Here is a 25,323-nt window from a genome sequence, read left to right as displayed (position 1 = left end):
TTTACCACCTCTTGACCAGAAGTGCCAGTATCTCCACCTCTCTGGTGAGGTTCTCGTCCATCACCACGCCCCATATCACGTCCTTCTCGGCCAGTATCTCCTGAAAATGACCTAGTATCCCGTGTGCATCTTTCAGGGGGAATTCCCTTCCGACGAGTATTCCCACGAGGCCCCTGTCCCAGATGCCCCAGTGCCAGCCGAAGTCAACCTCCCTGAGGAGGCGAAGGATTCCAACGTTGCCGCCCCGTATCATGTTGAATAGGTCCGCGTAGTCGATGTTAACGAGCATCTGTGTCTCCAGGTAGTAGTAGAGCCTGCTGAACATCTCGGCGATGTTTTCCGATGCGCCTTGGAACGCGGTTGAGATTGAAACGTCATCGCTGCCGAAGAAGTCCCAGAGGGAGTCGTAAAAGACGGTTTCAAAATCCCCGGCCCATGGGGGCTTTTTTTCGGTTACCAGCTCTTTTTTCGGCGTCAGAACGTAGGCCAGTTTTATCGTATCCTTCGGGGCGCTTTCAGTTATTATCCCCCTCAGTTCATGGTTTATGTCCCTGTCGTCAAAGACGAGCCACAGAAAGGTGTTCTCGGGGAGGCTGGAGAAGAAGTTCCTGAGCCTCTCCTCGTACTCATCAAAACGGGGCAGGAGGTAATAGGCAGGGTTGACGGTCACCTTAACGATGCCGTCCGCGGTTATGCTGTTGACTATCCTGGCTCCGGTGTTTCCGATTCCGACAAAAAGATGGGTAAAAGACTGCATGGCGACCCCTTACTCAAGGGTCGCATGCTTCTTCTTCATATCCTTTTCGGTCTTCTGGAAGGTTGCCATGAGGAGCGCGATAATTCCATCGAGGAATATCATCGTTGAGTCCTCGAAGAGCGTCCCCATCGGGGCTATCCACTTGTACTTGGTGAGCATCTGGCGCGCTATGTAATCCGTTGGAATGTCCGTCTTGGCCCTTCCGGGTATCTCAACGACGACATCGGCGAGCTTTCCAAGGGTTGAGTTGGCATAGGAAGTTATTGCCACGACCTTCCCGCCCTGCTTCTTGGCAATTTCAGCCGCATCCACTATGCTGTTTGTCTCACCGGAGCCACTGATGGCTATGAGCAGATCACCGGGTTCGAAAGCAGGTGTTATGGTCTCGCCGACGACGTAGACGTTGAAGTCGAGGTGCATAAGCCTCATGGCGAAGGCCTTGCCGACGAGGCCACTCCTTCCGGCACCGTAGATGAATATCTTGTTGGCGCCTATCATGGCATCGACAAAGCCGCGAACCTGCTCTATCTTGAGCTCCTCCGCAACGTTGCTTATGTGGTCAACTATGTCGGTCATGGCCTTTCTTATCGTCATCATGTACTCTCCCCAGAAGAGGTCGATTATCTTCCTGGTAACTTCCTCGGGGTTTTTGGCCTTGGTTATCGCGCCCCCGACTATGATGATGGTTGCGCCCAGCTCGATAACCCTCGGGATGGTCTCAAGGTTCAGTCCACCTGCCACTGCAACCGGGACGCTGACGGCTTTGACGACCTTCTCAAGATCCTCCAGCGGACTCTTGCCCTGAACCTGCTCGTCTATTCCTGTGTGAACCAGGATGTAGTGAACGCCCATCTTCTCAAGTTCCTTGGCGCGCTTAACCTTGTCCTTGACACCGATTAAATCAACCATGACCCTGATTCCATAGCGCCTTGCAACTTCAACCGCGTCCTTTATCGTCTTGTCGTCGGCAACACCGAGGATAGAAACGACATCGGCGCCGTGCCTTGCCGCCATCTCAACCTCCAGAGCACCGGTGTCCATGGTTTTGAGGTCCGCCACTATTTTCCTGTCGGGAAAGCGCCTCTTGAGAAGCTCCACGGCACGCATGCCCTCCTTCTTGATGAGCGGCGTTCCGACTTCGAGCCAGTGCGCACCGCCGCGGGCGGCCTTTTCCGCGATAGAAATGGCCTGTTCAACGTCAGTCAAGTCAAGAGCGACCTGAAGTATCATCTCCTCGCCTCCAAGGAGTTTTCGTTTTAATCTTAGGGGGCTACTTTTTAAACTTTGGCGTCATAATTTGACAGAATCATGTTAAACGATTCAGCCAAGGTTTAAAAAGTGAAGGGGCAATTCCGGGTGGGTGGAATCAATGGTAACGTTCATCCCCTTCGGCGAGAAGCCCAACAGGGACGGAGTTCTCTACGTTCTGCAGCTTTTAAAGAGGAATAAGCTCATAGAGGATTACATGATAGTCGAGTCGAGCAGGGTTGAGCTCCTCCCCGAGAGGATCCCCCTCGACAACGCTTACATAATTGGTGAGCACCTCGCGACCTATGGCATAATCAAAAAGCTGAGGCCGACATCCCTGGTGAGCGTCGACGCCCACACGGACCTCATGCATGACTACCTCGACCACGGCTCGTGGCTCGCCTATGCCCTGGAGGAGCGCGTCGTTAACCGGGCCGCGGTTCTGGCACCCGTTCTCATGATACCAACCACCGAGAGAACCCAGCTCTGGACGAGGCGCGTGAAGGTCTTCCCTGCCCTGTTGAGGAGCAGAAAGGTCCGTGGAAGATGGAGGGCGTACAAGAACCTTCAGACGAACTCCCTCGACGAGATAATCTCCGAAGCGAAGAGATACCTTGGAGATGAGGTGTATCTGACGGTTGACCTGGACGTTCTTAGGCCGGAATACAAGATAGCACGCTTCCAGCACGGCGAGCTCACGCTTGAGGAACTCCTCGACCTCCTTGAGGAGGTAAAGAAAAACTTCAAGATAGCTGCCTTCGACATAGCCGAGGTCTCAGACAGGATTCGCCGCTCAAGGCTTGGCAAGAAGGCCCTGGTTGAGGTTTTCCAGCTGCTAACGGGGTGATGAAATGGCGCTCAAGGGGCCCACAGAAGAGGAGATGAGGACGATCCTCATGCCCCTGATGCTGTCCGGGGCAAGGATGCTGGACAAGCACTGCCCCAAGTGCGGTTCCCCTCTCTTCGAGAAGGACGGGAGGGTTTTCTGTCCGATATGTGAGCACAGAAAGAAGCAGAGAGGGGCCGAGATGAAAGGCGTTGAGGAACGCCTAATGGAGAAGCTGAACGAACTCGCCAACTCCCTGCCTGACGACATCGATGAGCTTGAGAAACACTTAAGGGCAATGGAGAAGATAATAGAACTGCTGGAAAGGTACAGGAAACTGGAGGGAGGGAAATGAAGAACGTCAGGGTGTTGAAGGCTCTGGAGGATGGCCCGAAAACCATCGAGGAGATAGTTGAAATCACGAAGCTCCCGGCCATGGAGGTCAGGCGCTACCTTCTCCGATTTGTCGAGCAGGGAAAGGTTGAGAGCTACCAGAAGGAGGGGAAGCTCTTCTGGAAGATTAAAGAGGCGAGCGAAGCCGAAGAAGAGTTCAAATACGTCTGAACCTTTCTTTTCTACATCTCTCCCGAACAAAGGGGAGAGGAAAGAAAAGGCATCAGGCCTTCTTGGCGGCCTTCCAGTACTCGTTGAACTTGCCCTCGAAGAGGGCCTTGACGCGGAAGTCCTTGATCCATATCTGTGTCTCGTAGTTGAAGTATCTCGCTGCCATGTCCTCAAGGGCGAAGAAAACCTCGTCGTCGCAGATAAGCATCGGGAGCTCGAGTTTGTCTATCACCTTAAGCTCAAGCTTGCCCTCCTTGTAGTAGTCCATTATCTTTGAGGTGCCGAGCCTGTGGTAGACATTCTCGGTGACGATTATCTTGGCCTTGGCGCCGTTGTCTATAGCCTTTATGATGTCACTCTCAAGGTTAATGGCTATGTAGCCGTCATCCGCCAGGAGAATCTGCTCCTTGACCTCCTCAAACATTTCCTTAGTCTTCAGAGTGGCGTTTCTAATTCCGCGGACGACCCAGACCTTTTCGACGCCATACTTCGGAATCTCGGTCTCAATGAGCGGGCTCATGAGCTCAAGGAGCTCCTCCTTTGCCTTCTTCTTGGCCTCAAGCTCCTCGGCAACGCGCTCCTGCCACTCCTCTATGAACTTTTCGAGTATGTTCTGCGGGTGCACCGGCCTGTACTTGTTGACCTTGCCCGGCTGGCTTATGGCAAAGCCCTTCTTCTCAAGGCTCCTGAGGACGTCGTAGGTCCTCGGCGCCGGGACTTCGGAAACGCTCGCAAGCTCGGCCGGGGTGAGAACGCCAAAACCGACTAATGCCACGTACGCCCTGGCTTCGTAGAGGTTCAACTCAAAGTGCTCCTGAAGGAGCTCTACCATTCTGTCCTTAACCATTTCTTACCACCACCCAATTTTCTATTTCTTGTTTGGATTTCATCCCATATAAATTTTTTCCAAAGGTCGTTAGTGTCGTGGGTTATGCTTCGAAGATTATTCAAAGATGACTTCTCTGGATATTATTGCCGTTGCATGGATATACAAAAGCATTACCACTGGATAAATTTTAAAATTTTTGGTTTTACTGAAAAGCAAAATTTACAGGTATCATCAGGGTACTAAATGAACTATAAAACATAAAAAAGCAAAACATGATGTAACGTTATTGCGGAATATACAACAAATTAAGCATACTTCAATGCGTTAGATAAACATGATTCCAAGTTGGCACCGGAACACAGAGAAAAGTATGAAGAACGAACTCTATCCCAGGTACCGGCGTATCTCTCCATGAAGTCTCCTGAGAACCTCCTGGTAATCCATCTTGTTCTCCTCTACCAGATCCATTATCTCCTCCAGCTCCCTTGTCTTCTCCTCGCTGACGAGTTCCTTGTACTTACTTATGAGATAGTGATACACCTTGATGCCCTGCTCGGTCGGCACGAGCTTCTTCCTTCCCCGGGTCTCGATGACATAGTAACGTCTTATGAGAGTTTCAAGAATCTTGGCATAGGTTGATGGCCTTCCAATCTTGCGCTCCTTCATCATGGCTATTATGTCGCCCTGGGTGTAGAGCGAAACCTTCGGTGCCTTCCACTTCTTGGCCTCGACGACCTTAAGCTTAGCTCCGGGCTCAAGCTTTGGCAGCTGCCTCATCGGTGGGCTCCTCAACTTTGTCCATCCGTCCTCAATAACCTCGACATAACCCTCTATCTCAACCTTTCCAACGCAGGCATCGATGACCGCCCTCTCCATGAGAAGCTTCGCAGCCTTCATCTGGCTCGTCATGAAGCGCCTGAAAATCATATCGTAGAGCCGGTAGTGGTTCCGGGTGAGGTTTTTGGGTAGTTGTATTATCCCGTCACGGACGAGCTGCATGAGCCTGCCGGTGTCTATCGGCCTGGTCGGCCTTATGGCCTCGTGGGTTCCCTCCTCCCCCCAGGGTCTCGGCTTGAAGTATCCCTCGCCAAGCTCCTGGGTGATGTACTCCTTCGCTATCTCGATTCCCGTGTTGCTGACGTGGGTTGAGTCGGTTCTGTGGTATGTGATAAGACCCATCTCGAAGAGATCCTGCGCTAAACGCATCGTCTCGGGCGCGGACAGCTTGAGGAAGGTCGAGGCGTCCTTCAGCATGGCATCGGTCGTATACGGCGGCATTGGGTTAAGCTCGCGCTCCTCAAGCTGGACGTCCTCAACGGTGACGTACTCCGGCGGTTCGACTTCCTTTCCGTCCTTTCCAAGCTCCACCGTAATCTGGAGGTCGTTTTCCAGCTTCAGACCCATGAAATACGTCTCGCTCTCGGTGAACTCCTTATAGCGCTCGATTATCCAGCCGAGGACGGGCGTCTGGACCCTTCCGGCTGAGAGGTTGCGGTTCTCAAAGACGCGCTGGAGTTCCTGGCTCAGCTCAAAGCCTATCCATCTATCCTCTATGCGCCTGACGAGCTGGGCATTTACACGGCCCTCGTTGACGTCCCTGGCCTGCTCGATAGCGCGCATTATCGCCGGCCTCGTGACCTCGTGGAACTCTATGCGCTTGATGTTGGGCGTGTAGGGGCTGAGAACGTTCCTTATGTCCCAGGCTATCTTCTCACCCTCCGTGTCGGGGTCGGTTGCGATGAGTATCTCGTCAACCTCCTGGGCTATCTCACGCATGGCCTTAACGTTTTCAAGCGCGTCCCTCACGTTCGTTGAGCCGCAACGCGGGCAGACGCCTTTCTCCTCCCAGTCAACGAACTGGTGTCCGCAGTCGCGGCAGCGTTTTATGGTGTCGTAAACGGGGATAAACCTCAGCATGCCATCTTTTTCATCAACGAGGACGCCGTGATAGCCCTCGTTAGTTACCAAGTCGAACATGTGCCCCCCGCTGGCCAGTATCGTCAGCATCATGTTGCCTATGCTCACCTCGTAGGCGACGAGGTCACCTATCCGGGTCTTGCTCGGCTGACCGAAGAAGTTGGCTATCGTTCTTGCCTTGTTGGGGCTCTCGACTATCATGAGTGCCGACTTGACCAAATCCTTGACCCTGGCGCTTATCTTACCCTCCATGACGAGCCTTACCTTTTCCCTGTCCTCGTCTATCTGCCTGAGGATTTCCTCAAGGTCGAGCTCCTCGAAGGGCACCATCTTGAACTCTGTAAAGCGCCAGCGCATCTGCCTGAGAAGGCCGTTGAAGACCTTCTCGTTGTCCACTATGAGAACGCTGAGGCCCTTAGTTATTCCACCGGCGAAGAGCCTGCTCGTTCTTCCGGTGGCTTGGATGTAGGTTCTGACATCGGGGATTTCGATGTACCACTTGCCCTCCTCTTCCTTCAGGCTGATGAACGGATCCTCGGCAAGTCTTTTGAGAACCTCCTCGTCCTTAAGCACCCTCCTCAGGAACTCCACCAGTTCGCGGAAAACGCCGAGTACGTGGTTATGGAAGCCGTTCTCGATGGGCAGACCTTCGGCGAGGGCCTCCTCGATTTTAAGCAGTTCAAACTGCGGGATGTTGCGGATCAGGCGTCTCAGCCTGGCATGGAGCTTTTCCGCGGTCTTCCTATCCTCATCGCTCAAAAACTCCATTATCTCGCTGAGAAGGCCGAGGGCACGGTAGATGGTCGGCCTCTCAAGGTCTATGGAAAAGCGGAACTTAGGGACGCCTGTAAAGATGGCGTAGCGTATCAGGTGGGGCATGTCAAGGCCCCTCACGAGGGAGCCGTAGTAGGTGGCGGAGCCTATGAGGTAGTCCGCCTCGCCGTTTTCAAACCTCTCGATGGACTTTCTGTTCTTCGAGCTTACCAGCTCCACCCTAAAACCCCTCTCGCGGAGGTACTTGGCCAGCTCCTCGGCGTAGCCAAGTCCCTGATCAATCGGGGTGAATATTATCCCTCCCTTTCCGAGCCTCGTGAGAAGCTCCTCGACGTGCTCCCTGATGTCCTTGGTGGGCATCAGGTAGCTGTCAACGACGTTCCTCAGGGCGCTCCTCCCGCTTCCAACCTCGAAGCCGAGGAGCTCGCGGTAGAGCTTTATCCTGTCGCCCCTGGCGCTCCCGGTGGCCGAGGCAATTATCATTATCCCAACAGGGTTTTTGCGCTTGAACTCCTCAATTTCACGCTGTAGCTCCGAGATCTGGGAGTTCAGCTCCTTGAGCCTCTCTTCCCTGTCTGGAGCGCGACCGTTGAGGTACTTCGACATCTGCTTCTTCAGGCGGATTATCTCCCACGCCTTTTCGATTACCTCATCGTTGAAACCGAGGAGAAGAAGGGAGCGGTCTATGTTCTTGCTGGCCTTGAGAAACGCATCGACATCGTCAACGAAGATAAAGTCAAAGTGCCTGCCCCTGAGAACCTCATCGAACTTTCTCGCGAGCCACTGGGCGCTGGTGACGAGTATCTGATAATCCTCGTTCTGGATTTTTGCCAGCATCTCCTCCCTTTCCTTCTTCCGGAGGTTGCCGTGGTAGTAGGCCAGGTTTATCTCAACACCCGCCCTCTCGGCTATCGCCCGAAGCTTTTTAACGGTCTGAATCACCAGAGGGGTGGTCGGAACCACTATGTAGCTCCTCTTTCCCCGAGTGGCATGCCATACCGCCATGAAGGCACCGAAGGTGCTCTTGCCCATTCCGGTGGGAGCTATTATCGAAAAGCTCCTCCCCTTGAGGAGGCGCTTCACCCACGTCCTCTGGGCACTCCAGAAGGTGAAGCCCGTCGCCCTCTCAAAGAACTCTTCTATTTCCCTAACGCCCTTTTCGAGGCCGTATATTCTCTCCCACTCCTTAAGAGTCCCCCTGAGCTGGAGGGCATTCCTAACCGCGGTTACGAGGTCAAAATAAGAGTCAGTCCAGACGGTTTCATCGAGGCACTCATCGCATGGGTTCTTGAGGTACAGCCTTTCATCAGAGATTTTACCGAGGCAGTTCGGGCACATCTCGCGATAGATCGCCTTCATTTTTTCACCCTCTAAGTTCGTATTTGGTGTTAGGGGGATTTATAAGGGTTTTTGGATTGTGGCCTTGAGCTCTCTGAACTCATCCTCAAGTCTCACCGCAAGCTCGTAGTCGCTGAAGACGTGCCTGTATTCCTCGATGATTTCTTCGAGGGAGTGGATGGCCTCAACCCTGCGGGTCATCTCAACGAGCTTCAGGGCCCTCCTGAAGAGCCTCGCCACCTCACTCCCGCTCTCATCGGTGCTCATGGCAAAGCGGAGCTCCTTGAGGGTAACGTCGAGCGCCAGCTCCGGCACCTCAGCAAGAAACTCCATCGCAACCGCCTCGGGATATAGTTCGGCATGCTTCCCCAGGGCCTCAAAGTAGAAGCCGTTCTCGTGGGCCTTTATGACAGCGGCCACGTGCTTGCAGTCCCCTCCAAGGGGGCAGGTGCAGCGGTTCTCGCCCGTTGAGAGGTCAACCTCGACGTAGTAGGGATACGTACCAAGGACCTTGGAGAAGAGCTTGCTGCCACGTTTAACTACCCACAGAACCTTTCCCGCCCTGTAATAACGCTCCCCCTTCCTGAGGGTTTTCTCGTCCATGGTACTCACTTTAGAGCCTTCGGTTAGGCTCGCTTTAAGTCTTTCGACCGCAATCGTTTTATCCACCCTCGGGTACTATATACGGTGGTGACCATGGATGTTTTCGAGCTTGCGAGGCGCTATCACGATGAGCTCGGCATAAAGGAGCCGAGCATGGCAACCATGGCGGCGGAGTTCTTCGACGACCTCGGCCTAAAAATGGCGGAGTTTCTCCAGGGTGAGGGCTACGCGATACTGGGCACAAAGTTCATAGACTACGACAAGAGCCTCGTCCTCGACGTGTCAAAAGGAGAAAAGAGGTTCGAGGTAACGCTCCGGAAGAGCTAATAGCGGTTCTCGTAGTCGAAGACTATCTCCTTCTTTTCTCCGGGGTTAACCGTAACCTTGAACTCCACGTAGTTCTGGGTCTCATCAATGGGCTCGATGCTGGAGCTCAGAACCTTGCCCCACTTGTAGTGCCTGACCACGACGGTTTTGGCCTCCTTTCCGAAGTTTTCAACGGTGACCTTGACCTTGTAGTAGGCGTAGTGATCATCGTGCCTCTCCTCAAGAACCACAGTACTGCCCTTGAGGTCGTAGTCCCTGCCGATGCCTATCCTGAGTGTGTCCCCCTCAGGAGTGTGCTCTATGGCTCTCTCCCCGATGAGAAGCGACCCGTCATCGGTCTCCCGGTATATCTCCACCACACCGGCCGGAAGGACCTTCTCTGTCTTGAAGGATATCGACTCGTAAACCGGTCCCTCCCGACTGTAGGGCCAGCTCTCGTAGAGGTACTCCCTCTCGAAGGGAACCTCGAAGCTTATGTAGGGGTACATCATGGTGCTGGCAGGGTTGATGTCCGCTATACCGAGCTTGTAGAGGTAAAACGCCTCCACCTTCTCGGGCTGACCGACTTCAACCTGATCGGCTCCCTTCTCGGCCATTGCGTAGAGAACCCTCGGCTGGGGAACGTTCTGGTAGAGCTGAACGTCGCCGGCCACCAGCAGGACCTTCGAATCCTTGAACTCCTGGGCGGTGGGGTTCCTCAGCACGATGTAGCCGTAGAGCTCCGCGTCATCGCCGATGTAGAGCTTGTACCTGCTTTCCCAGCTCATGTTGGCGACGCGGTAGATTATGCTCACCTCGTACTTCCCGGTCTCAGCCGCCTGGAGAACCGCGTAAACGCTGGCCTTGCCATCGAGGTTCTTGGCCTTGAAATAGGCAACCTCGTTCGGGTTTATGAGGTAATAGCCGTCGCCCTCGATGGTTATCTTTCCGTTCTTGAAGCCGAGGAACTTACCCGTCACCGTTTCCCCGCTCCTCAGTTTCACCTCCACCTCACTCCCGACGTTGGCGCTGTAGATGTCCCCTCCGGAGCCCCTGCTGAAGACCCCAAGAACCTGAACTCCATCCTGGAGGGGGGTTATCGTTACCTCCGCTATGTTCAGTCCGGCCAGCTCCTCCAGGGGCACCTCGTTGACCCCCTCCTTGAGGTCAAGCTCCAGGGTTTTCTCCACGACCCCTATCTTGGCCGAGTTGTAGAGAACCACAGTCGCCTCACTTGCCGCGGCCTTTCCACCCTGAAACGAAAAAACCGCTAGGATTACGATCAAGATTCCCCCAATGCCAGCAATAATCTTCCTCTTCACAGCGATCACCATTGATACCTTGGTTTTTGGAGTATTTATACCCCTGACATCGCTTCAAACGGAGCCGAAACGAAAGAAACGATAGGTTGACGAATGGAAACCCTTTTAACTGCCCGCTCGGATTGAGAACTGTCAAGCTGATGGGGTGATTGGTATGGACAGGATTGAAAAGGCTAGGGCAATCATCGAAAAGGCCAAGGCCGAGAACAGGCCGCTCGTCGAGCCGGAGGCGAAGGAGATACTCAAGCTCTACGGAGTTCCCGTTCCGGACTTCAAAGTTGCAACCAACGAGGAAGAGGCCGTAAAGTTCGCCCGGGAGATAGGCTACCCGGTCGTCATGAAGATCGTTTCTCCGCAGATCATCCACAAGAGCGATGCTGGCGGTGTCAAGGTCAACATCAAGAGCGACGAGGAGGCGAGAGAGGCCTTCAGGAAGATAATGGAGAACGCCAGGAACTACAAGCCGGACGCCGACCTCTGGGGCGTCATCGTCTACAAGATGCTCCCGCTCGGCAAGGAGGTCATCGTCGGTATGATCCGCGACCCGCAGTTCGGCCCGGCGATAATGTTCGGTCTCGGTGGAATCTTCGTCGAGATCCTCAAGGACGTCAGCTTCCGCGTCGCCCCGATAACGAAGGAGGAAGCCCTCGACATGATAAAGGAGATCAAGGCCTACCCGATTCTGGCCGGAGCGCGCGGTGAGAAGCCGGTGGATATCGAGGCCCTTGCAGAGATAATCACCAAGGTCGGCGAGCTCGCCCTTGAGCTTCCAGAGATCAAGGAGCTCGACATCAACCCGATCTTCGCCTACGAGGACAGCGCGGTTGCGGTTGATGCTAGGATGCTTCTCTGAGGGCCTTTGCCCTTTTCCATTCCCTCTTATTGACCCGCCCCTATATAAAGGCGAGAAACCCCATAATTGCTCTTGGAGGGGCGGTTCTCCACCGCGAACCCGAGGAAACAGCTGTTCTGGACTGTGAGGACTTTGTGGAACTTTTCAGGAATTACTCTTCCTTCGATTCACCAATAGAACATCCTGTTTCAGCTGGTTCGTACTATAAATCGAAGAAAACCTTATAAAGCTCAGCAACGTACCCTTCTTGCTATATACCCACAAATGGTGGACAAAATGGTCAGGTTCCTAATAAGACTCCACCCGGAGAATGAGCCGTTTCGCATACCCTTCAACCACCAGCACAAGCTCCAGGGTTTGATATACAGGAGGATTCAGCGGGTGAACCCTGACCTCAGTCTACGTCTCCACTCGCCGAAGGTTCCAAAGCTGTTCACGTATTCCCTTTTCATGGCAGAAAGGCGCGAGCTGGCCGAGGACAGGAGCTCTCTGCTGGGCTACAGAAGGGGATTCTTCTACTTCTCAACGGCCGTTCCAGAAATAGCCGAGGCCTTCATAGGCGGCCTCCTCCAGAAGCCGGAGGTCGAGCTCTGGGGCGAGAGGTTCATCGTCGAGGAAGTAAAGGCCATCGCGGAGCCGCAGAAGCTCAGCGGGAGGAAGTTCGTGACCCTTTCGCCGGTGGCAGTGACCACAAGGCGGATCCAGTTCGGAAGGCCGAGGAGCTATGATTTAAGCCCGGCCGAACCGGAGTTCTACGAGCTGATACGGGAGAACCTCAGGGAGAAGTACCTCCACATCTTTGGCTCGAAGCCGCCCGAGGACTTCGAGATGAAGGTCCTAAACGCCAAGCCCAAGCGCTTCGAGGTCAAGCCCGGCATCTTCCAGGTGGCGTGGCACCTCGTGTTCCGCGCGAAGGGTGACGAGGGCCTGCTGAGGGCAGGTTATCTGGCCGGCTTCGGAGAGAAGAACTCGATAGGGTTCGGGATGGTGAAGGTTGATGGGCGGAAGATGAAAAAAACCCGAAGGGAGGTGTGAATGATCGGGAAGGGAAATCCTCCTGAAGGATTCCATGGGGAGGGGCAAAGGGGGGCACCACCCTTTGACTGGACCGGGCACCCCTTCGTCGATGCAGGTCTCACAGCGCTGCTGCTACTGAGAAAGAAGCGTTCGCCCGAGGAGCTCACCAGGGAAGACATCGAGAAGACGATAGACTTTGCCTCGAAGCTCTACGCGCGTAAGGAGTGGAGTTCGGGCTACATTCACGCGATGATGCTCCCGAACAGTGGCATTTTGATGGCCAACCCGAGCATGGCCAGGAAGAGAACGCCCGAAGCTATAGCCAAGAACCTGAAGGCCCTCCTCAGCGAGCCAGAAGACAACAACGCACCCGTATGCGAAATCTGCGGAAGGAGACACTCGCGCCCAAGGCCGGTCTACCGCTCGGACTTTCCCCTCGTTGGAACCGGTGGCGTTCCAAACTACTTCCCCTCGGCGAAAGATGGAGCCAACGTCTGCTCCCACTGTCTCTTCCTCGTGCAGTTCCTCCCGCTGGTGGCTTACAAGGTCGGGGGAAGGGTTCTAGTGATGCACACCTACCCCCACGAGCTTATGCTCGAACTCCACGGCGAGGCCATAAACGACGTCAGGAAGAGCTTCCTCGCCTCGAACGCAAGGGATTTTAAGAGACCGGAGAACTTTCTCTTCCGCCTTCTCGGGGAGCTGACGAGGAAGACGGAGCGCGACGATCTCTGGGGCAGGGCTTCGATAACGCTCTACCACTTCGTGAACAACAACCAGGGGCAGGACCTTCAGATAATCCACGTTCCAACGCCCGTGTTGCGCTTTGTTGCCCACGCAGCCCGCTACGACAGGGCAGGCTGGAGAAGAATCGTCTCGATGGGCTGGCGTAAACGGCCGAGCGAGGAGGAGTTTGAAAAGTACGAGCGGAGCTACGCCAACGAGGTTTACGCCAGGCTCTTGGCCGAGGAGAGCATCTTGCCCTACTTCATCGACATGAAAAACCGCCGTGCGAACGCGAAATGGTCGCTTTTGGCTTTCTACTGCTCGGAGGTGTTGGGTTTGGATAAGGAGGCTTTGGAGTTTATTAAGGACATCGGGGATAGGATTGTCGAAACGCTGGAGAAACTCCCGGACAACCAGCTTTCGAAGCGCGTCAGGGAGCTTGAGAGGACGGAAAGGCTCTACCAGTTCGAGGCCTTCTTCGTGAACCTCGAAAAGCTCCGCCAGAGGCTCGGGATAGAGAAGCCGCTCATGACGTTCGACGAGTTCGCGACGGTTCTCACCTCCTACGGGGAAGACCTGAACGTCTCGTGGAGGACGGTAAAGCACCTGCTCCTCTTCAGGGTCTATGAAAGGCTCCACGACAGGCTGATGAAGGCCTCGGAGGAGGCCGGGGAAGAGGTTGAGGAGAACGAAGAAGTTGGGATCTTTGGAATGGGGGTGGAAGAATGAGGTTTGCGACCGGAATGGTATTGATCGACGCGCCGCACTCCGCTTTGAACATGCTCGGAATCGACGAGAGCCTCGCCGACAGGAACGTGACGAGGGTTAAGACCTTCAGGCGCGGTGGAAAGCGCTACCCCTACGTCTCACCGCAGGCCTGGCGCTACTGGTGGCGGTTCACGCTGAAGGAGCACTTCAACTGGGAGCTCTCCCCACTCTACCGCGAGCAGAAGCAGGTCTTTACCGCGGCGAACCCCCTCAAGTACCCCGATGACGACGTCTTCGGCTACATGAGGGCCTTCAAGAAGGGCGGCGTGAACGTGACCGTTACGCGGGTCTCGCCCCTTAAGAACACACCGCTGATTTCTGTACTCCCCGACAGGAGCTCCATAACCGTCGATGAGGGCTACGCCTCAAGGCACGAGGGAGACCCCGTTCCCTACAGCCAGGAGTTCTACTCGACGGTTTTCAAGGGTGCGTTCTCCCTTGACCTCGACTCCGTCGGCAGGTTCACGATAGTCAGCAAGGCAGGCTTCAAGAACCTTCTCACCTGGGACGACGTTCCAAGGGACAAGAAGGGCAACCCGAAGAAGAACGCCGAGGAGGTCGTTAAGGAAATCGAAGAGATGGAGCGCATAGCAGAGGAACTCGGCGTTCAGAGAACCGAAAAAGAGTGGCTCATGCCCCCCGAGATCAGGAAGAGACGCGCCACCGAGGCTATCAAGGCCCTCCGCCTCCTGACCGGCGGGGCCAAGCAGAGCCAGTACCACACCGACGTGACCCCGAAGTTCGTCCTGCTCCTCAACGTGGATGCCGGCATAAACCCCTTCATAAGCGACCTAGTCTTCGAGGAGAAGGGCGAGATCCGCTTCGACGCCGAGGCCCTTGCAAAGAGGCTCAAGGACCTCAAGGAGGTAATTCCCGAGGGTACAAAGCTCTACATCGGCTACGATGCCGGCTTCGTCCGCTCCCTTGGCTGGGACGTCGATGAAATGGCCAAGGCGGTGAAAGAAGCAGGCATCGAGGTCTTCACGGGCACCGTTGGTGAAGCGGTAGACGAGTTCGCCAGGGAAATCGAGGCCTACTACGGGTGAGCCCATGATAAGGGTCAAGCTGAGGGCGTGGACTGCCTCGTTCCGCTATCCCACCTTCCAGTCAGGCTACCAGCCGACGCTGCCCGTTCCACCGCCCTCAACGGTTCAGGGAATCCTCTCGGCGGCGAAGGGCGAGCCCGTGTATCTAACCAAGCTTCCATACGTCGGCTACGTCTTCAGGAGCGAAGGTAAAGGGCTTGACCTCGAAAAGATCTATGCCCTCGGAAAGGTCGAGACGGACATAATGAGGCGCGAGTTCCTCTACAACGCCGAGCTTTACCTTTATCTCCCCGATGAATGGGAAGAGCACTTCAGGAGGCCCAGATACCAGCTCCTCCTTGGACGTTCGAGCGACGTGGCGACGGTTGAGGAGATAAAGGAAGTCCACCTTGAGGAGACCGAAGCTCCCGTCGGCGGGACGGTCCTTCCCCTGGAGCTTGGAGTCCCCGGCGTCGTTCACGCCCTCGTCGTCGAGTACGACTACTCCGTAACGCCGAGGAAGGCGAGACTCGTCAGGCCCTTCGTCGTCCTGCCGTTTCCAAAGGGCAAAGCGTCGAAACTGAAACTCCCCTACGACGAGGAACTTGGAGTCGGGGTTTACCTCCACAGGTGGCACGAATGAGGGTCTGCTACGCCAAGTTCCTCCCGCACGATTTCCTTGAGTGCCACACAAACGACGCCATAAACGTGCTGAAGAGCATGAAAACCGCGTTCAAATGGCTTGAGGAGCTCTCCCCGCGTGTCTGGGAACTTTCTTTTTATTCCGTTCTCCTCCACGACCTCGGCAAGTGCGCGAGCGGTTTTCAGAGGAATCCAAGGGAATGGGGCTACCGACACGAGGTTCTCTCGGCACCTTTCGCCTCTTTCCTCGACCTTCCCGAGGACGAGAGAAACCTCATTGCACTCGCAATCCTCACCCACCATCGAACCCTCGACGAGCTTGAGGAGATACTGCCCAGCGGGGAACACCGCGGAGGGTTCGAGGATAAAGTTGAGGAACTCTTTCAGAACAGGGACTACATCGAGGGGATTTTCTTCGAGCGAGTTCCATACTGGGAGCTGTATTTCTTTGGAAGAAGGCTGGAGCTTTTTAACCCGCCCAAAGACTGGTCGGAGCGCGTCCGGGGCTACGATTTCGACGCTCTTATTAGCTGGTACGAGCGGAACGTGGAGAGATACAGGGAGGAACTGGTCTATCTGAGGGGCCTCCTCAACGCCTCCGACCACCTCGCATCCGCGGGAGAGCTTGAGGTACGCCTTCTGCCTGACATCAGAACGGCGGTTGAGCTTCGGATTCCGGAGGAGGGCTGGAGGCCCCTGCAGAGAGCTGCATGGAACACCGAAGGAAACCTCCTCCTGAGGGCCCCCACGGGCTACGGCAAGACCGAGGCTTCCCTCCTGTGGGCCGACAGGAACGCCCAAAGAACGAGGAAGGGTGTATCGAGCAGAATATTCTACGTGCTCCCCTACAAGGCCAGCATTAACGCGATGCACTCGAGGTTACTCGGTCTTTTCAAGGACCCCGAGCTCGTCGGTGTTCTCCACAGCTCCTCGGGCTTCTACCTCTACTCTTCGGAGCTGGAATACAGGCGCCTGTCTTCCCTCTACAGGAAGATTTACACCCCCCTCAAGGTCACGACGCCTTTCCAGCTCATGAAGCCCTTCTTTGGCGTCGGCTTCTTTGAGATGGGTCTCATCGAGCTGACAGGCTCGCTCCTGATCTTCGATGAAATCCACGCCTACGAGCCCAACGTCCTCGGCATAATCCTGGCGATCCTCGAGCTACTGAAGGGGAAAAGGACAAAGGCAATGGTCATGACCGCAACTTTGCCAGAGTTCCTTGAGAGGCTAATCGAGGAAACGATAAAACCAAGGAAGCTTCAGGCTCCGCCGGAGGAGGCGGATCGCTTCACGAGGCACAGGATAAACGTCGTCGACGGCTCGATGGAGAGCATAGAGGAGCTAATCGAGGAACTCAAACCTGAGGACGGGCCGGCCTTGGTGGCATGCAACACGGTATCAAGGGCGGTTGAGGTTTACTCACGCCTCAGGGACGATTACAGCGCGATGCTCCTCCACAGTCGCTTCACGTACGGTGACAGGGAGGAGAAGGAGCGGAAGCTCCTGGCAAACCTCAACGACTTCGACGTGGTCGTTGCCACCCAGGTGGTGGAGGTCTCGCTCGACGTGAGCTTTTCCACGATTATCACGGAACCGGCACCGTTGGATGCCCTGATTCAGCGCTTCGGAAGAGTAAACAGGAGGGGTTTTGGGAACCCGAGGAACGTTTACATCCTAACCGAGGGTGGAGAGGGGGATAAACGCATCTACCCACCCGAAGTCGTCAGGAGGAGCCTGGGACTGCTGAAGGAGCTTGACGGGAAGCCCCTGCTCGAGTCAAAGGTCTCGGAGCTTGTGACGCTGGCCTACGAACCGCTCGCGGACAGGCTCAGGAGGGAGGTTCTGGAGTATAAGGCCCAGGCGCTCGAACTCTTTGAGGCCCTGAGGCCTCTCAAGAGTGGCGAAAACGAGCGCAGGTTCTACGAGATGTTCAGGGGGCTGGAGGCGATACCCGGCGCTTACCAGGACGCTGTTCTGGGGCTGCTCACCAAGAAACGTTACATGGAAGTTCACCGCTACCTCGTCCCGGTTCCCCTGTGGCTCTTCATGAGTGAAAGCGACGCCTTCCACAGGCTCAGCTCAACGGGGCCCGGAAAACACATCATCGTCGCGGAGCTGGACTACAGCCAAGACCTCGGCCTTCTGAAGGAGTCTTCGGGCGGTGAGGTGCTGTGAATTACACCTCGGACTATAACAGTTCAGACCATAAAATTCGTTATACCAATGAGTATAACCCAGCCACCTATCCTCTCGACGAACTCCTCATCCGCGGCACCGAGATAAACTACCTCTTCATCTGCCCCACCAAGCTCTGGTACTTCGCTAAGGGCATCACAATGGAGCAGGAAAGCGAGTGGGTCGATTTGGGAAGATTCCTCCACGAGCGGCGCTACGCTAACGAGGAGAAGGAAGTTCAGATCGGGAGCATAAAGATTGACTTCATTCGCAGGGGCGACGTCATAGAGGTCCACGAGGTCAAGCTGGGCAAAGGCATGGAGAAGGCCCACGAGATGCAGGCGCTCTACTACCTCTATTACCTCAAGAGGCTCGGCATCGAGGCGAGGGCGGTTCTCCACTACCCAAAGCTCAACGAGACGAAGGAAGTAACTCTCGATGGCAGAGAGAATGAAATCAAAGCGGCGATAGAAGACGTCGAGAGGATTAAATCCCTCCCAGTCCCGCCGAAGCCCGTTAAATCAAAGAAGTGCCTCAAATGTGCCTACTACGAACTCTGCTGGATTTGAGGTGGTCGCATGAGGAAGCGCTCCATAACCCTGCTCTCGGACGGGACGCTCTTCAGGCGGGAGAACACGCTCTATTTTGAAAACGAGCGCGGTAGGAAGCCGCTCGCGGTCGAGGGAATCTACGACATCTACATCTACGGCCACGTGAACATAACCTCGCAGGCGCTCCACTTTCTGGCTCAGAAAGGCATAGCCGTACACTTCTTCAACCACTACGGCTACTATGACGGAAGCTTTTATCCGAGGGAGAGCCTGAACTCCGGCGATTTGGTCATTAGGCAGGCCGAGCACTACCTCGACCGGGAGAGAAGACTGGAGCTGGCGAAGCTCTTCGTCAGGGGGAGCGCGCTCAACATGGAGCGGAACCTGAGGCGCTGGAAGGTCGCCGATGGATTCTCGGAACCCTTGGAGGAACTCTTCGAAGAGCTTGAAGAGACCCGCAAAATCACCGAAGTTATGAACGTCGAGGCGCGGATACGGGGAGAGTACTACGCCCGCTGGGACGGGCACCTGCCAGATGGATTCAAGATAGTGAAGAGAAGGCGCAGGCCGCCGGAGAACGAGATGAACGCGCTTATAAGCTTCCTCAACTCAAGGCTCTACGCGACTATCGTGAGCGAGCTATACAACACCCAGCTGGTCCCAACCGTCAGCTACCTCCACGAGCCGGGAGAGAGGCGCTTTTCTCTGGCGCTCGACCTGAGCGAGATTTTCAAGCCAGTCATAGCGGACAGGCTCGCGACGAGGCTCGTGATGAAGAGAATGCTCTCAAAGGACGACTTCAGGGGAGAGCTCAACGGCGTCCTGCTCACGGAGGAGGGCATGAGAAAGGTTCTGAGCGAGTACGAGAACGAGCTTTCCAAGAGCGTGAAGCACCCGGAGCTCAAGAAGAACGTGACGAAGAAGAGGCTTATTCGCCTCGAGGCATACAAGCTCATCAAGCACCTCGTTGGGGTGAATGAATACGAACCGTTGGTAGCGTGGTTCTGAGGTGATGCCCATGGGTGAAGTGGAGGAGTTTGCCAGGAGACTCGAGAACTATTTGAGGCACGGGAATCCTCGGGGACCAAAGAAAAGCATACCCATAACACAGCTATCCTTTTGCCCTCTTAAGCTTGCGTTGAGCCTGCGCTTTGACGTTCGTTATTTTGGAACCAAGAACGACGGCCAGATTCTGGGAACGGTGTTACACGCTGGTCTATTGAACACGATAGTTGATTCTTGGGACTACCTGAGGGGCAATCTAACGGAGAAACCGCTCGTTGAAGTCCCTCTCCAATACGAACTTGAGAACGGGTGGGTTCTGAGTGGACGGGCCGATCTGGTCGTCGGAAAGCATGTCTTCGAGTTCAAGTTCCTGCACGAGTACCCATATGAAGCGATACCGGAGAGCATTGAGGAGATAGACGAAATACCAGACGACAGCGTGGTGAAGGCATACGTTGAACAGCTGAATGCGTACCTCCACATGCTTCCCGACGTTGAAGTTGGGCACCTCTGGATATTCAACAGGAATAGTCTCGTGCCTTGGAAAAAGATACTCGTGGAGAAAAATGGTGAGATGTTTGATGAACTACTAAAGCGCGCAAGAAGGGTTGTAAAGCTCGTTGAGGATCTTGAGAACGGAAACGTGCCAGATAGTTTTGAACCAAGGTTCGGCTGGGAGTGCAGGAACTGCATCTACCGACCGATATGTCCAAGGAGTTAGATGATGTCCTCCATCGGGTTCTTCTCCGTGCCGAGGACATCGCGGAGGGGCTGGGAGCGGAGGCGGTAGATTACAACTGAGTCCTCACCCTCGTCTATTATCCCCTTCAGCCCGGCCTTAATCCTCTCGTACTCCGCCTTCGTAACCTCGCCCTCGAAGACGCTGTTCTGAACCCAGTGAAGGTGCTGGCGGAGGAACTTCTTCACGCCATTGACGCGCCTCACGTTCACGTCGTAGACCACGATGATGTACATGGCACCACCTTTTTGAATTTGAGGTCTCTGAATTTAACTTTTGTGGCGTATCACGCCTGGAACGCTTTATTCTTTGAAACGGGTCGTTGAAGGGACTAGAACCTCGAATAAGCCCTCCCCCATGCTCTGGAAATCGATTTTTAGGCCTTTTAATTTGTAACTTTTTGTTTCATATATTTCACGATCGCGTAACGAAATATTTTCGAAAAGTAAAACCGAGCCATGATTGGGCCTGGGCATACCACTTCCTTGAGGAGATACGTCCCTTTCCCATTCTGGCATTAGATGCTGTCTATTCGCGAATTTACAGCCCGTTTAACCCTTTGCATTACCCTGCAGTGTCCATCGGCCCCGTGGGAAGCTCCTTTCAGGAGCATTCTTTATGTGGGTTAAAGCGCTGAAAAGGCTCGGATTCGAAGCCTGATGGGACCCTTTTTCCATCGGTTTTCAGAAAGACTTAAATATTCGAAGCCTCTCAATACTCCAATGGGCAAACGGGCAAATTTTCCGCCCTGTTGCAATAAGACTCTAGGAGAATTGAAACCGACGGCCTCCAGAACCCCAGCCCCGCCAAGGTCCCTAGTTGCAATAAGACTCTAGGAGAATTGAAACCCCACCTCACTGATAATAATAAACCTGCTGAACGTTGTTGCAATAAGACTCTAGGAGAATTGAAACATTAGAGAAGTGGAGATTAAGGGCAGGCGGTTTAAGGGTTGCAATAAGACTCTAGGAGAATTGAAACACGCTAGCGACATAATGCTTATCTTCGGCGATAGGGGGTTGCAATAAGACTCTAGGAGAATTGAAACCGCTCTCCCACTCGACTTTTATCGCATCATCTAGCGTTGCAATAAGACTCTAGGAGAATTGAAACGTAAAACTTTACGAACGTATTCTAAAATTAATCGAATGTTGCAATAAGACTCTAGGAGAATTGAAACCATGATAGATTTCTCGACCATTTCCCTGTCCCCGAAGTTGCAATAAGACTCTAGGAGAATTGAAACAGAGAGTGCCTCAATCATGTAGCCAATAGCCTGGGGAGTTGCAATAAGACTCTAGGAGAATTGAAACTCTGTGTCAGGTGGGTGTCCTTTGAACAGCATGACATGTTGCAATAAGACTCTAGGAGAATTGAAACCTTCTCCAGAAGCGTTGTAAACTCCAAACACCGCTACCCAGTTGCAATAAGACTCTAGGAGAATTGAAACAGAACATAGAAGTCTGGCCATTCTCATCAGTCCTGGGTTGCAATAAGACTCTAGGAGAATTGAAACAGAGCGACATGGAGATAATGAAGGAGCTCATTTACCGGTTGCAATAAGACTCTAGGAGAATTGAAACTCTTTCTCAAATTAACGAGCTGACTGAGTTCTGCAAGTTGCAATAAGACTCTAGGAGAATTGAAACCAAGGCGTACAAGATGAACAAGGAGAAGGACCTCAACGGTTGCAATAAGACTCTAGGAGAATTGAAACGACAAGCTTAAGAAGAAGTATCAGGAGTATCTTGAACTGTTGCAATAAGACTCTAGGAGAATTGAAACTTTCGAGATAATGCCCCTCGCTGACGCCTACCGGAGGTTGCAATAAGACTCTAGGAGAATTGAAACCTCCTCGGAGGTGGGGAGTGATGGTCGCAGCCAGGGCGTTGCAATAAGACTCTAGGAGAATTGAAACCATGATGTCCCTGCGGTAAGTCCGCCTGTAGGCCTCCGTTGCAATAAGACTCTAGGAGAATTGAAACTTCTCGCGAAGAACTACTATTACATCGTTTACGGCGGTTGCAATAAGACTCTAGGAGAATTGAAACCCGGCTCAAAATCAGCCCTAACGAAAAGCTCCCCGTCGGTTGCAATAAGACTCTAGGAGAATTGAAACGGCGACCAGGTGGTTTACTACAACATAACCCTAAGCGGGTTGCAATAAGACTCTAGGAGAATTGAAACAGGTTCGGCTGGCGATAAGGTTACGGGCTTTGTGGGTTGCAATAAGACTCTAGGAGAATTGAAACCCAGTTCTTGGGAGTAGGACCACCAAGGCGAACATAAGGTTGCAATAAGACTCTAGGAGAATTGAAACCCCTGACCCTGATCTCACAAAATCAATCGAAAATTTTGTTGCAATAAGACTCTAGGAGAATTGAAACACGGGGTGGGGCTCGGTGTAGTGGTTGGTTTACTACTTGGTTGCAATAAGACTCTAGGAGAATTGAAACTACCTGGGCTTTGCGTATCGCCTCCAGCCCATCTTCCCGTTGCAATAAGACTCTAGGAGAATTGAAACGGCGCAAGTTTGGCACGTCTTCAACATCTTGGACATTTGTTGCAATAAGACTCTAGGAGAATTGAAACCTGTTACTGTCATGTTCGCGGTTTGGTTTAAGTCTATGTTGCAATAAGACTCTAGGAGAATTGAAACTAGCTTCCCGGTCACCGTATCCTTAACGTTAGCCAAGTTGCAATAAGACTCTAGGAGAATTGAAACTGCGGAGGGTCTCAATCGCGCGCCTCGCAGTCTCGTCGTGTTGCAATAAGACTCTAGGAGAATTGAAACCGGAGTAAAATCGAATTTTACGGTTACTGTGTCGGTTGTTGCAATAAGACTCTAGGAGAATTGAAACTGAGTAGCTCGTTCCTGTAGTGTACCCACGTTTCCCGTTGCAATAAGACTCTAGGAGAATTGAAACTCAGACAGGGCAAAAGAGGTTTTGGCTAAGTTAGGGTGTTGCAATAAGACTCTAGGAGAATTGAAACGATGTGGCGCTCTGAGTATCCGAGCTCTGCCGCTAAGTTGCAATAAGACTCTAGGAGAATTGAAACACTAACTCCCTGTGATACTTCATCAGTTGTATTAACTCGTTGCAATAAGACTCTAGGAGAATTGAAACTTCTCGGTGGCAAAGAAGTACGGCAGTAAGGAAGCTGTTGCAATAAGACTCTAGGAGAATTGAAACCTCAAGGCGCTTGAGAATAACCTCGCGCCCTTCTGGCGTGTTGCAATAAGACTCTAGGAGAATTGAAACGATTCGGGTTATTGGAGGATTCTTCTCTGATTTTTTAGTTGCAATAAGACTCTAGGAGAATTGAAACGCCTGCTTCAGCTCCCTGCAAATGAGCAGCTCCTTGACGTTGCAATAAGACTCTAGGAGAATTGAAACTTTTCATCGCCCTGGTGGTCTACACCGTGCACAGCTGTTGCAATAAGACTCTAGGAGAATTGAAACTGTTGAAAATTTTAGAGGATAGGATAACGAGGCCGTCGTTGCAATAAGACTCTAGGAGAATTGAAAGGTCATCTTGAAGGATAAGGTTATCCTCACCGTTCACTCTGTTGCAATAAGGCCCCATGAAAATCGAAAGCGGGAATCACTCCTCTCTCGCCAGCTCCATCTCGGTAACCCGCTCAAAGACGGTCTTGTGGTTCCCAAAGGCCTCAAACATTCTGTCAGAATAGTTCCTGGACGCCGTCTCAAGGAACAGTCTGAGGTTCCTGCTTATCTCGTCGTTCATTGGAACGTGGAGCGGCATCGGGTCGTAGTAATCGAGCCCCTTCATGAGAGCCGTCGAGAAGTACCAGAGTGTCTTCCTGACCTTCCTGCCCTTTATCCTCGAAAAGCTCGCCTCCATGCAGTTGAAGGCCGCGTGAAGGAGTACTATCATGTCTATCTCGACGCCCTTTCTAAGAAGCCTCTCCCGCTCGGAGTCCCACCGGAGGTCCTTTATCCTGTAGCCGCTTCTCGTCTGTTCGTCGTAGGGGACATCGATGTCGTAAATTCCCTCCACCCTGGGGTCATAGACGAGGACGTCGGTGCCGCCGACTATGGTGAGTCCCCCGTCCCTGACCTCCACAACGGTGTTCTCCGTGCTCAGAACCGGCATTCCTGCCGCCATAGCAAGAACCGACATGGTGCTCTTCCCGGTGTGAGGATAGCCGACGAAGAGTATCGCCTTCCCGTTGGGCGCCACCACCCCAACGGAGTCCGTTATGAAGACCCTCCCGAGCTTTGCACCCGCCCTGGCCGCGGCCTGAAGGATGAAGAATACAGGAGCCTCGTTTCCATAAGCTGAGGGGACGCCGGACTCGATTTTGTATTCGTCCCGACCCATGTAATCGTAGGCCGCACTGAAGACCCTGAACTTCTCCCCCTTGAAGCGTTCCACGATGACCTGCGCGTCCCCGGAGCCTTCCCCCACGTCCGGAAGATAGCGTCTCGCGAAGAGTCCCGTGAAAGCGGCCTCAAAACCGTCGTCAAGTTCTCCCGTGAATTTAACGTCCACACCGCCGATTCTCGTTCCCATCTGCCCACCCGGTATGGGCTGGGCGGCTGGATTTATAACTTTTCCGTGAAAAGTCCGACTAGGAATCTGGTGCACATTGACAAGAAAACCACAAAAGAGAGTGGAAAACGGAGAACCTCACTCGATTGCAGCGAGGAGCTTCTCCATGAACATCTTCTCCGGATAGGCCCCCTCGAACTGGACCTTGTCCTCGCCGTCCACCTGGATGACTATCTTCGGAACTGCCATGACGCTGTACTGGTCGGCCCACTCCGGATATTCGATCGCCTCGACCATGTCGCCGAGTATCTTGCCCTTGCCGGCGTTGGTGTTCTCGATGGCGAACTTGTGGGCCATCCTGACCGCGAGCGGGCAGTAGGGGCAGGTGGGGGTGACGAAGACGAGTATCCTGACGTCCCTGTCGATCTTCGCCAGCTCCTCCTTGCTCTCGGGCATGAGGTCAGTGCTCGCGTTGCTGACGTCAACTATATCCTCAAGGAAGGCCCCGAACTCGTGGCCGGCAGGAAGGCCGAAGAATCTGACGCCCATGTCCTTTCCGTCCTGGGTTATGGTCACGGCCGGGGCGCGGTCGATCCTGTACTGCTCGGCTATCCTCCTGCCCTCCTCCGTGTCGAAGTCGTGGAACTCATAGGTGAGCTTGTCGGTCAGCTCTGCAAGCTCTTGAACGAGCTGTTTCAGCTGATCGCAGTACTGGCAGTGCTCCTTTCCAATAAACCCGATGATCTTGACGGGGTTCGTCATCTTGGAGAAAAACTCCTCCCTGATGACCTTTTTGTCCGCATCACTAATCAGTCCCATT

The 25,323-nt window shown here is 53.8% G+C and carries 22 protein-coding genes and 1 CRISPR repeat array; of the genes, 13 read left to right on the top strand and 9 right to left on the bottom strand.

From position 1 onward, the window contains the following. Window position 1: 1 nt before the first annotated feature. Both E3E37_RS01490 and hxlAB read right to left on the bottom strand, forming a co-directional pair. Complete coding sequence (locus E3E37_RS01490; RefSeq protein WP_167714494.1) at window positions 2-757, bottom strand: hypothetical protein; 756 nt, start codon at window positions 755-757, stop codon at window positions 2-4. A 9-nt stretch (window positions 758-766) separates the two neighbouring features. Continuing rightward, window positions 767-1,987 carry a bifunctional 3-hexulose-6-phosphate synthase/6-phospho-3-hexuloisomerase gene (gene hxlAB, locus E3E37_RS01485; protein ID WP_088864291.1) on the bottom strand — a complete coding sequence of 407 codons (1,221 nt, stop codon included), beginning with the start codon at window positions 1,985-1,987 and terminating at the stop codon, window positions 767-769. A 139-nt stretch (window positions 1,988-2,126) separates the two neighbouring features. Between hxlAB and E3E37_RS01480 the strand changes: the two genes are divergently transcribed. Genes E3E37_RS01480 through E3E37_RS01470 form a run of 3 tightly spaced genes read left to right on the top strand, consistent with a single transcriptional unit; the run spans window position 2,127 to window position 3,395 of the window. Further along, window positions 2,127-2,852, top strand: a complete 726-nt coding sequence (locus tag E3E37_RS01480; protein ID WP_088864290.1) for an arginase family protein — start codon at window positions 2,127-2,129, stop codon at window positions 2,850-2,852. A 4-nt stretch (window positions 2,853-2,856) separates the two neighbouring features. Then, entirely contained in the window at window positions 2,857-3,186 is a 330-nt protein-coding gene (locus E3E37_RS01475; RefSeq protein WP_167714493.1) for an Sjogren's syndrome/scleroderma autoantigen 1 family protein, read from the top strand. Further along, entirely contained in the window at window positions 3,183-3,395 is a 213-nt protein-coding gene (locus E3E37_RS01470) for an ArsR family transcriptional regulator (RefSeq protein ID WP_088864288.1), read from the top strand. The genes E3E37_RS01475 and E3E37_RS01470 overlap by 4 nt, the downstream gene beginning before the upstream one ends. Window positions 3,396-3,447: 52 nt before the next feature. Here the strand turns inward: E3E37_RS01470 and trmBL2 are convergent, their stop codons facing one another. The 3 genes from trmBL2 to E3E37_RS01455 all read right to left on the bottom strand — a co-directional run bounded on the left by trmBL2 (window position 3,448) and on the right by E3E37_RS01455 (window position 8,856). After that, on the bottom strand, window positions 3,448-4,242 hold the full coding sequence (gene trmBL2 / locus E3E37_RS01465) for an HTH-type transcriptional regulator TrmBL2 (protein WP_167714492.1): 795 nt from the start codon (window positions 4,240-4,242) through the stop codon (window positions 3,448-3,450). Between the two features lie 366 nt (window positions 4,243-4,608). Continuing rightward, window positions 4,609-8,274, bottom strand: coding sequence for a reverse gyrase (gene rgy, locus E3E37_RS01460; RefSeq protein ID WP_088864286.1), 3,666 nt, complete (start codon window positions 8,272-8,274; stop codon window positions 4,609-4,611). A 39-nt stretch (window positions 8,275-8,313) separates the two neighbouring features. Further along, complete coding sequence (locus E3E37_RS01455; protein WP_088864285.1) at window positions 8,314-8,856, bottom strand: SWIM zinc finger domain-containing protein; 543 nt, start codon at window positions 8,854-8,856, stop codon at window positions 8,314-8,316. Between the two features lie 93 nt (window positions 8,857-8,949). Here E3E37_RS01455 and E3E37_RS01450 point away from each other — a divergent pair, with 93 nt between their 5' ends. Further along, complete coding sequence (locus E3E37_RS01450; RefSeq protein WP_088864284.1) at window positions 8,950-9,183, top strand: hypothetical protein; 234 nt, start codon at window positions 8,950-8,952, stop codon at window positions 9,181-9,183. Here E3E37_RS01450 and E3E37_RS01445 read toward each other — a convergent pair. After that, window positions 9,180-10,496 carry a DUF4139 domain-containing protein gene (locus E3E37_RS01445; RefSeq protein WP_206203994.1) on the bottom strand — a complete coding sequence of 439 codons (1,317 nt, stop codon included), beginning with the start codon at window positions 10,494-10,496 and terminating at the stop codon, window positions 9,180-9,182. The genes E3E37_RS01450 and E3E37_RS01445 overlap by 4 nt on opposite strands. A gap of 142 nt (window positions 10,497-10,638) precedes the next feature. Between E3E37_RS01445 and E3E37_RS01440 the strand changes: the two genes are divergently transcribed. The 9 genes from E3E37_RS01440 (at window position 10,639) to E3E37_RS01400 (ending at window position 19,967) form a co-directional block, all read left to right on the top strand. Next, window positions 10,639-11,337 (top strand): acetate--CoA ligase family protein, encoded by a 699-nt coding sequence (locus tag E3E37_RS01440; RefSeq protein WP_167714491.1) that lies wholly within the window; start codon window positions 10,639-10,641, stop codon window positions 11,335-11,337. A gap of 276 nt (window positions 11,338-11,613) precedes the next feature. Beyond that, complete coding sequence (gene cas6, locus E3E37_RS01435; protein ID WP_167714490.1) at window positions 11,614-12,372, top strand: CRISPR-associated endoribonuclease Cas6; 759 nt, start codon at window positions 11,614-11,616, stop codon at window positions 12,370-12,372. Then, complete coding sequence (gene cas8a1 / locus E3E37_RS01430; RefSeq protein WP_240921880.1) at window positions 12,373-13,809, top strand: type I-B CRISPR-associated protein Cas8b1/Cst1; 1,437 nt, start codon at window positions 12,373-12,375, stop codon at window positions 13,807-13,809. Next, a complete protein-coding gene (gene cas7i, locus E3E37_RS01425; RefSeq protein WP_167714489.1) occupies window positions 13,806-14,894 on the top strand; it encodes a type I-B CRISPR-associated protein Cas7/Cst2/DevR in 1,089 nt (362 codons plus the stop codon). Before cas8a1 ends, cas7i begins: the two co-directional genes overlap by 4 nt. 4 nt (window positions 14,895-14,898) lie before the next feature. Continuing rightward, on the top strand, window positions 14,899-15,516 hold the full coding sequence (gene cas5b / locus E3E37_RS01420) for a type I-B CRISPR-associated protein Cas5b (RefSeq protein ID WP_167714488.1): 618 nt from the start codon (window positions 14,899-14,901) through the stop codon (window positions 15,514-15,516). Next, on the top strand, window positions 15,513-17,690 hold the full coding sequence (gene cas3, locus E3E37_RS01415; RefSeq protein WP_167714487.1) for a CRISPR-associated helicase Cas3': 2,178 nt from the start codon (window positions 15,513-15,515) through the stop codon (window positions 17,688-17,690). Before cas5b ends, cas3 begins: the two co-directional genes overlap by 4 nt. A gap of 35 nt (window positions 17,691-17,725) precedes the next feature. Continuing rightward, a complete protein-coding gene (cas4, locus tag E3E37_RS01410; RefSeq protein ID WP_167715243.1) occupies window positions 17,726-18,259 on the top strand; it encodes a CRISPR-associated protein Cas4 in 534 nt (177 codons plus the stop codon). Window positions 18,260-18,268: 9 nt separating this feature from the next. Continuing rightward, on the top strand, window positions 18,269-19,249 hold the full coding sequence (cas1b, locus tag E3E37_RS01405; protein WP_167714486.1) for a type I-B CRISPR-associated endonuclease Cas1b: 981 nt from the start codon (window positions 18,269-18,271) through the stop codon (window positions 19,247-19,249). A 4-nt stretch (window positions 19,250-19,253) separates the two neighbouring features. Further along, window positions 19,254-19,967, top strand: a complete 714-nt coding sequence (locus tag E3E37_RS01400) for a PD-(D/E)XK nuclease family protein (RefSeq protein ID WP_240921879.1) — start codon at window positions 19,254-19,256, stop codon at window positions 19,965-19,967. On the opposite strand, the gene cas2 is transcribed toward E3E37_RS01400, so the two are convergent. The 3 genes from cas2 to E3E37_RS01385 all read right to left on the bottom strand — a co-directional run bounded on the left by cas2 (window position 19,964) and on the right by E3E37_RS01385 (window position 25,322). Beyond that, the gene (cas2, locus tag E3E37_RS01395) at window positions 19,964-20,221 is read right to left on the bottom strand and encodes a CRISPR-associated endonuclease Cas2 (protein ID WP_014788235.1); all 258 of its coding nucleotides are present in this window, start codon (window positions 20,219-20,221) and stop codon (window positions 19,964-19,966) included. The two genes, E3E37_RS01400 and cas2, sit on opposite strands and share 4 nt — an antisense overlap. 514 nt (window positions 20,222-20,735) lie before the next feature. Beyond that, window positions 20,736-23,585: direct repeats of the CRISPR family, unit length 30 nt; unit sequence GTTGCAATAAGACTCTAGGAGAATTGAAAC. Between the two features lie 6 nt (window positions 23,586-23,591). After that, window positions 23,592-24,524 carry a hypothetical protein gene (locus E3E37_RS01390; protein ID WP_167714485.1) on the bottom strand — a complete coding sequence of 311 codons (933 nt, stop codon included), beginning with the start codon at window positions 24,522-24,524 and terminating at the stop codon, window positions 23,592-23,594. Window positions 24,525-24,641: 117 nt separating this feature from the next. Next, window positions 24,642-25,322: a thioredoxin family protein gene (locus E3E37_RS01385; RefSeq protein WP_088864269.1), complete on the bottom strand. Its 681-nt coding sequence runs from the start codon at window positions 25,320-25,322 to the stop codon at window positions 24,642-24,644. Window position 25,323 lies beyond the last annotated feature (1 nt).

The sequence above is a fragment of the Thermococcus sp. ES12 genome (assembly GCF_012027515.1).
In the GTDB taxonomy this organism is placed as follows: Archaea; Methanobacteriota_B; Thermococci; order Thermococcales; family Thermococcaceae; genus Thermococcus; species Thermococcus barossii.
This window is presented reverse-complemented; position numbering and strand designations above follow the sequence as displayed.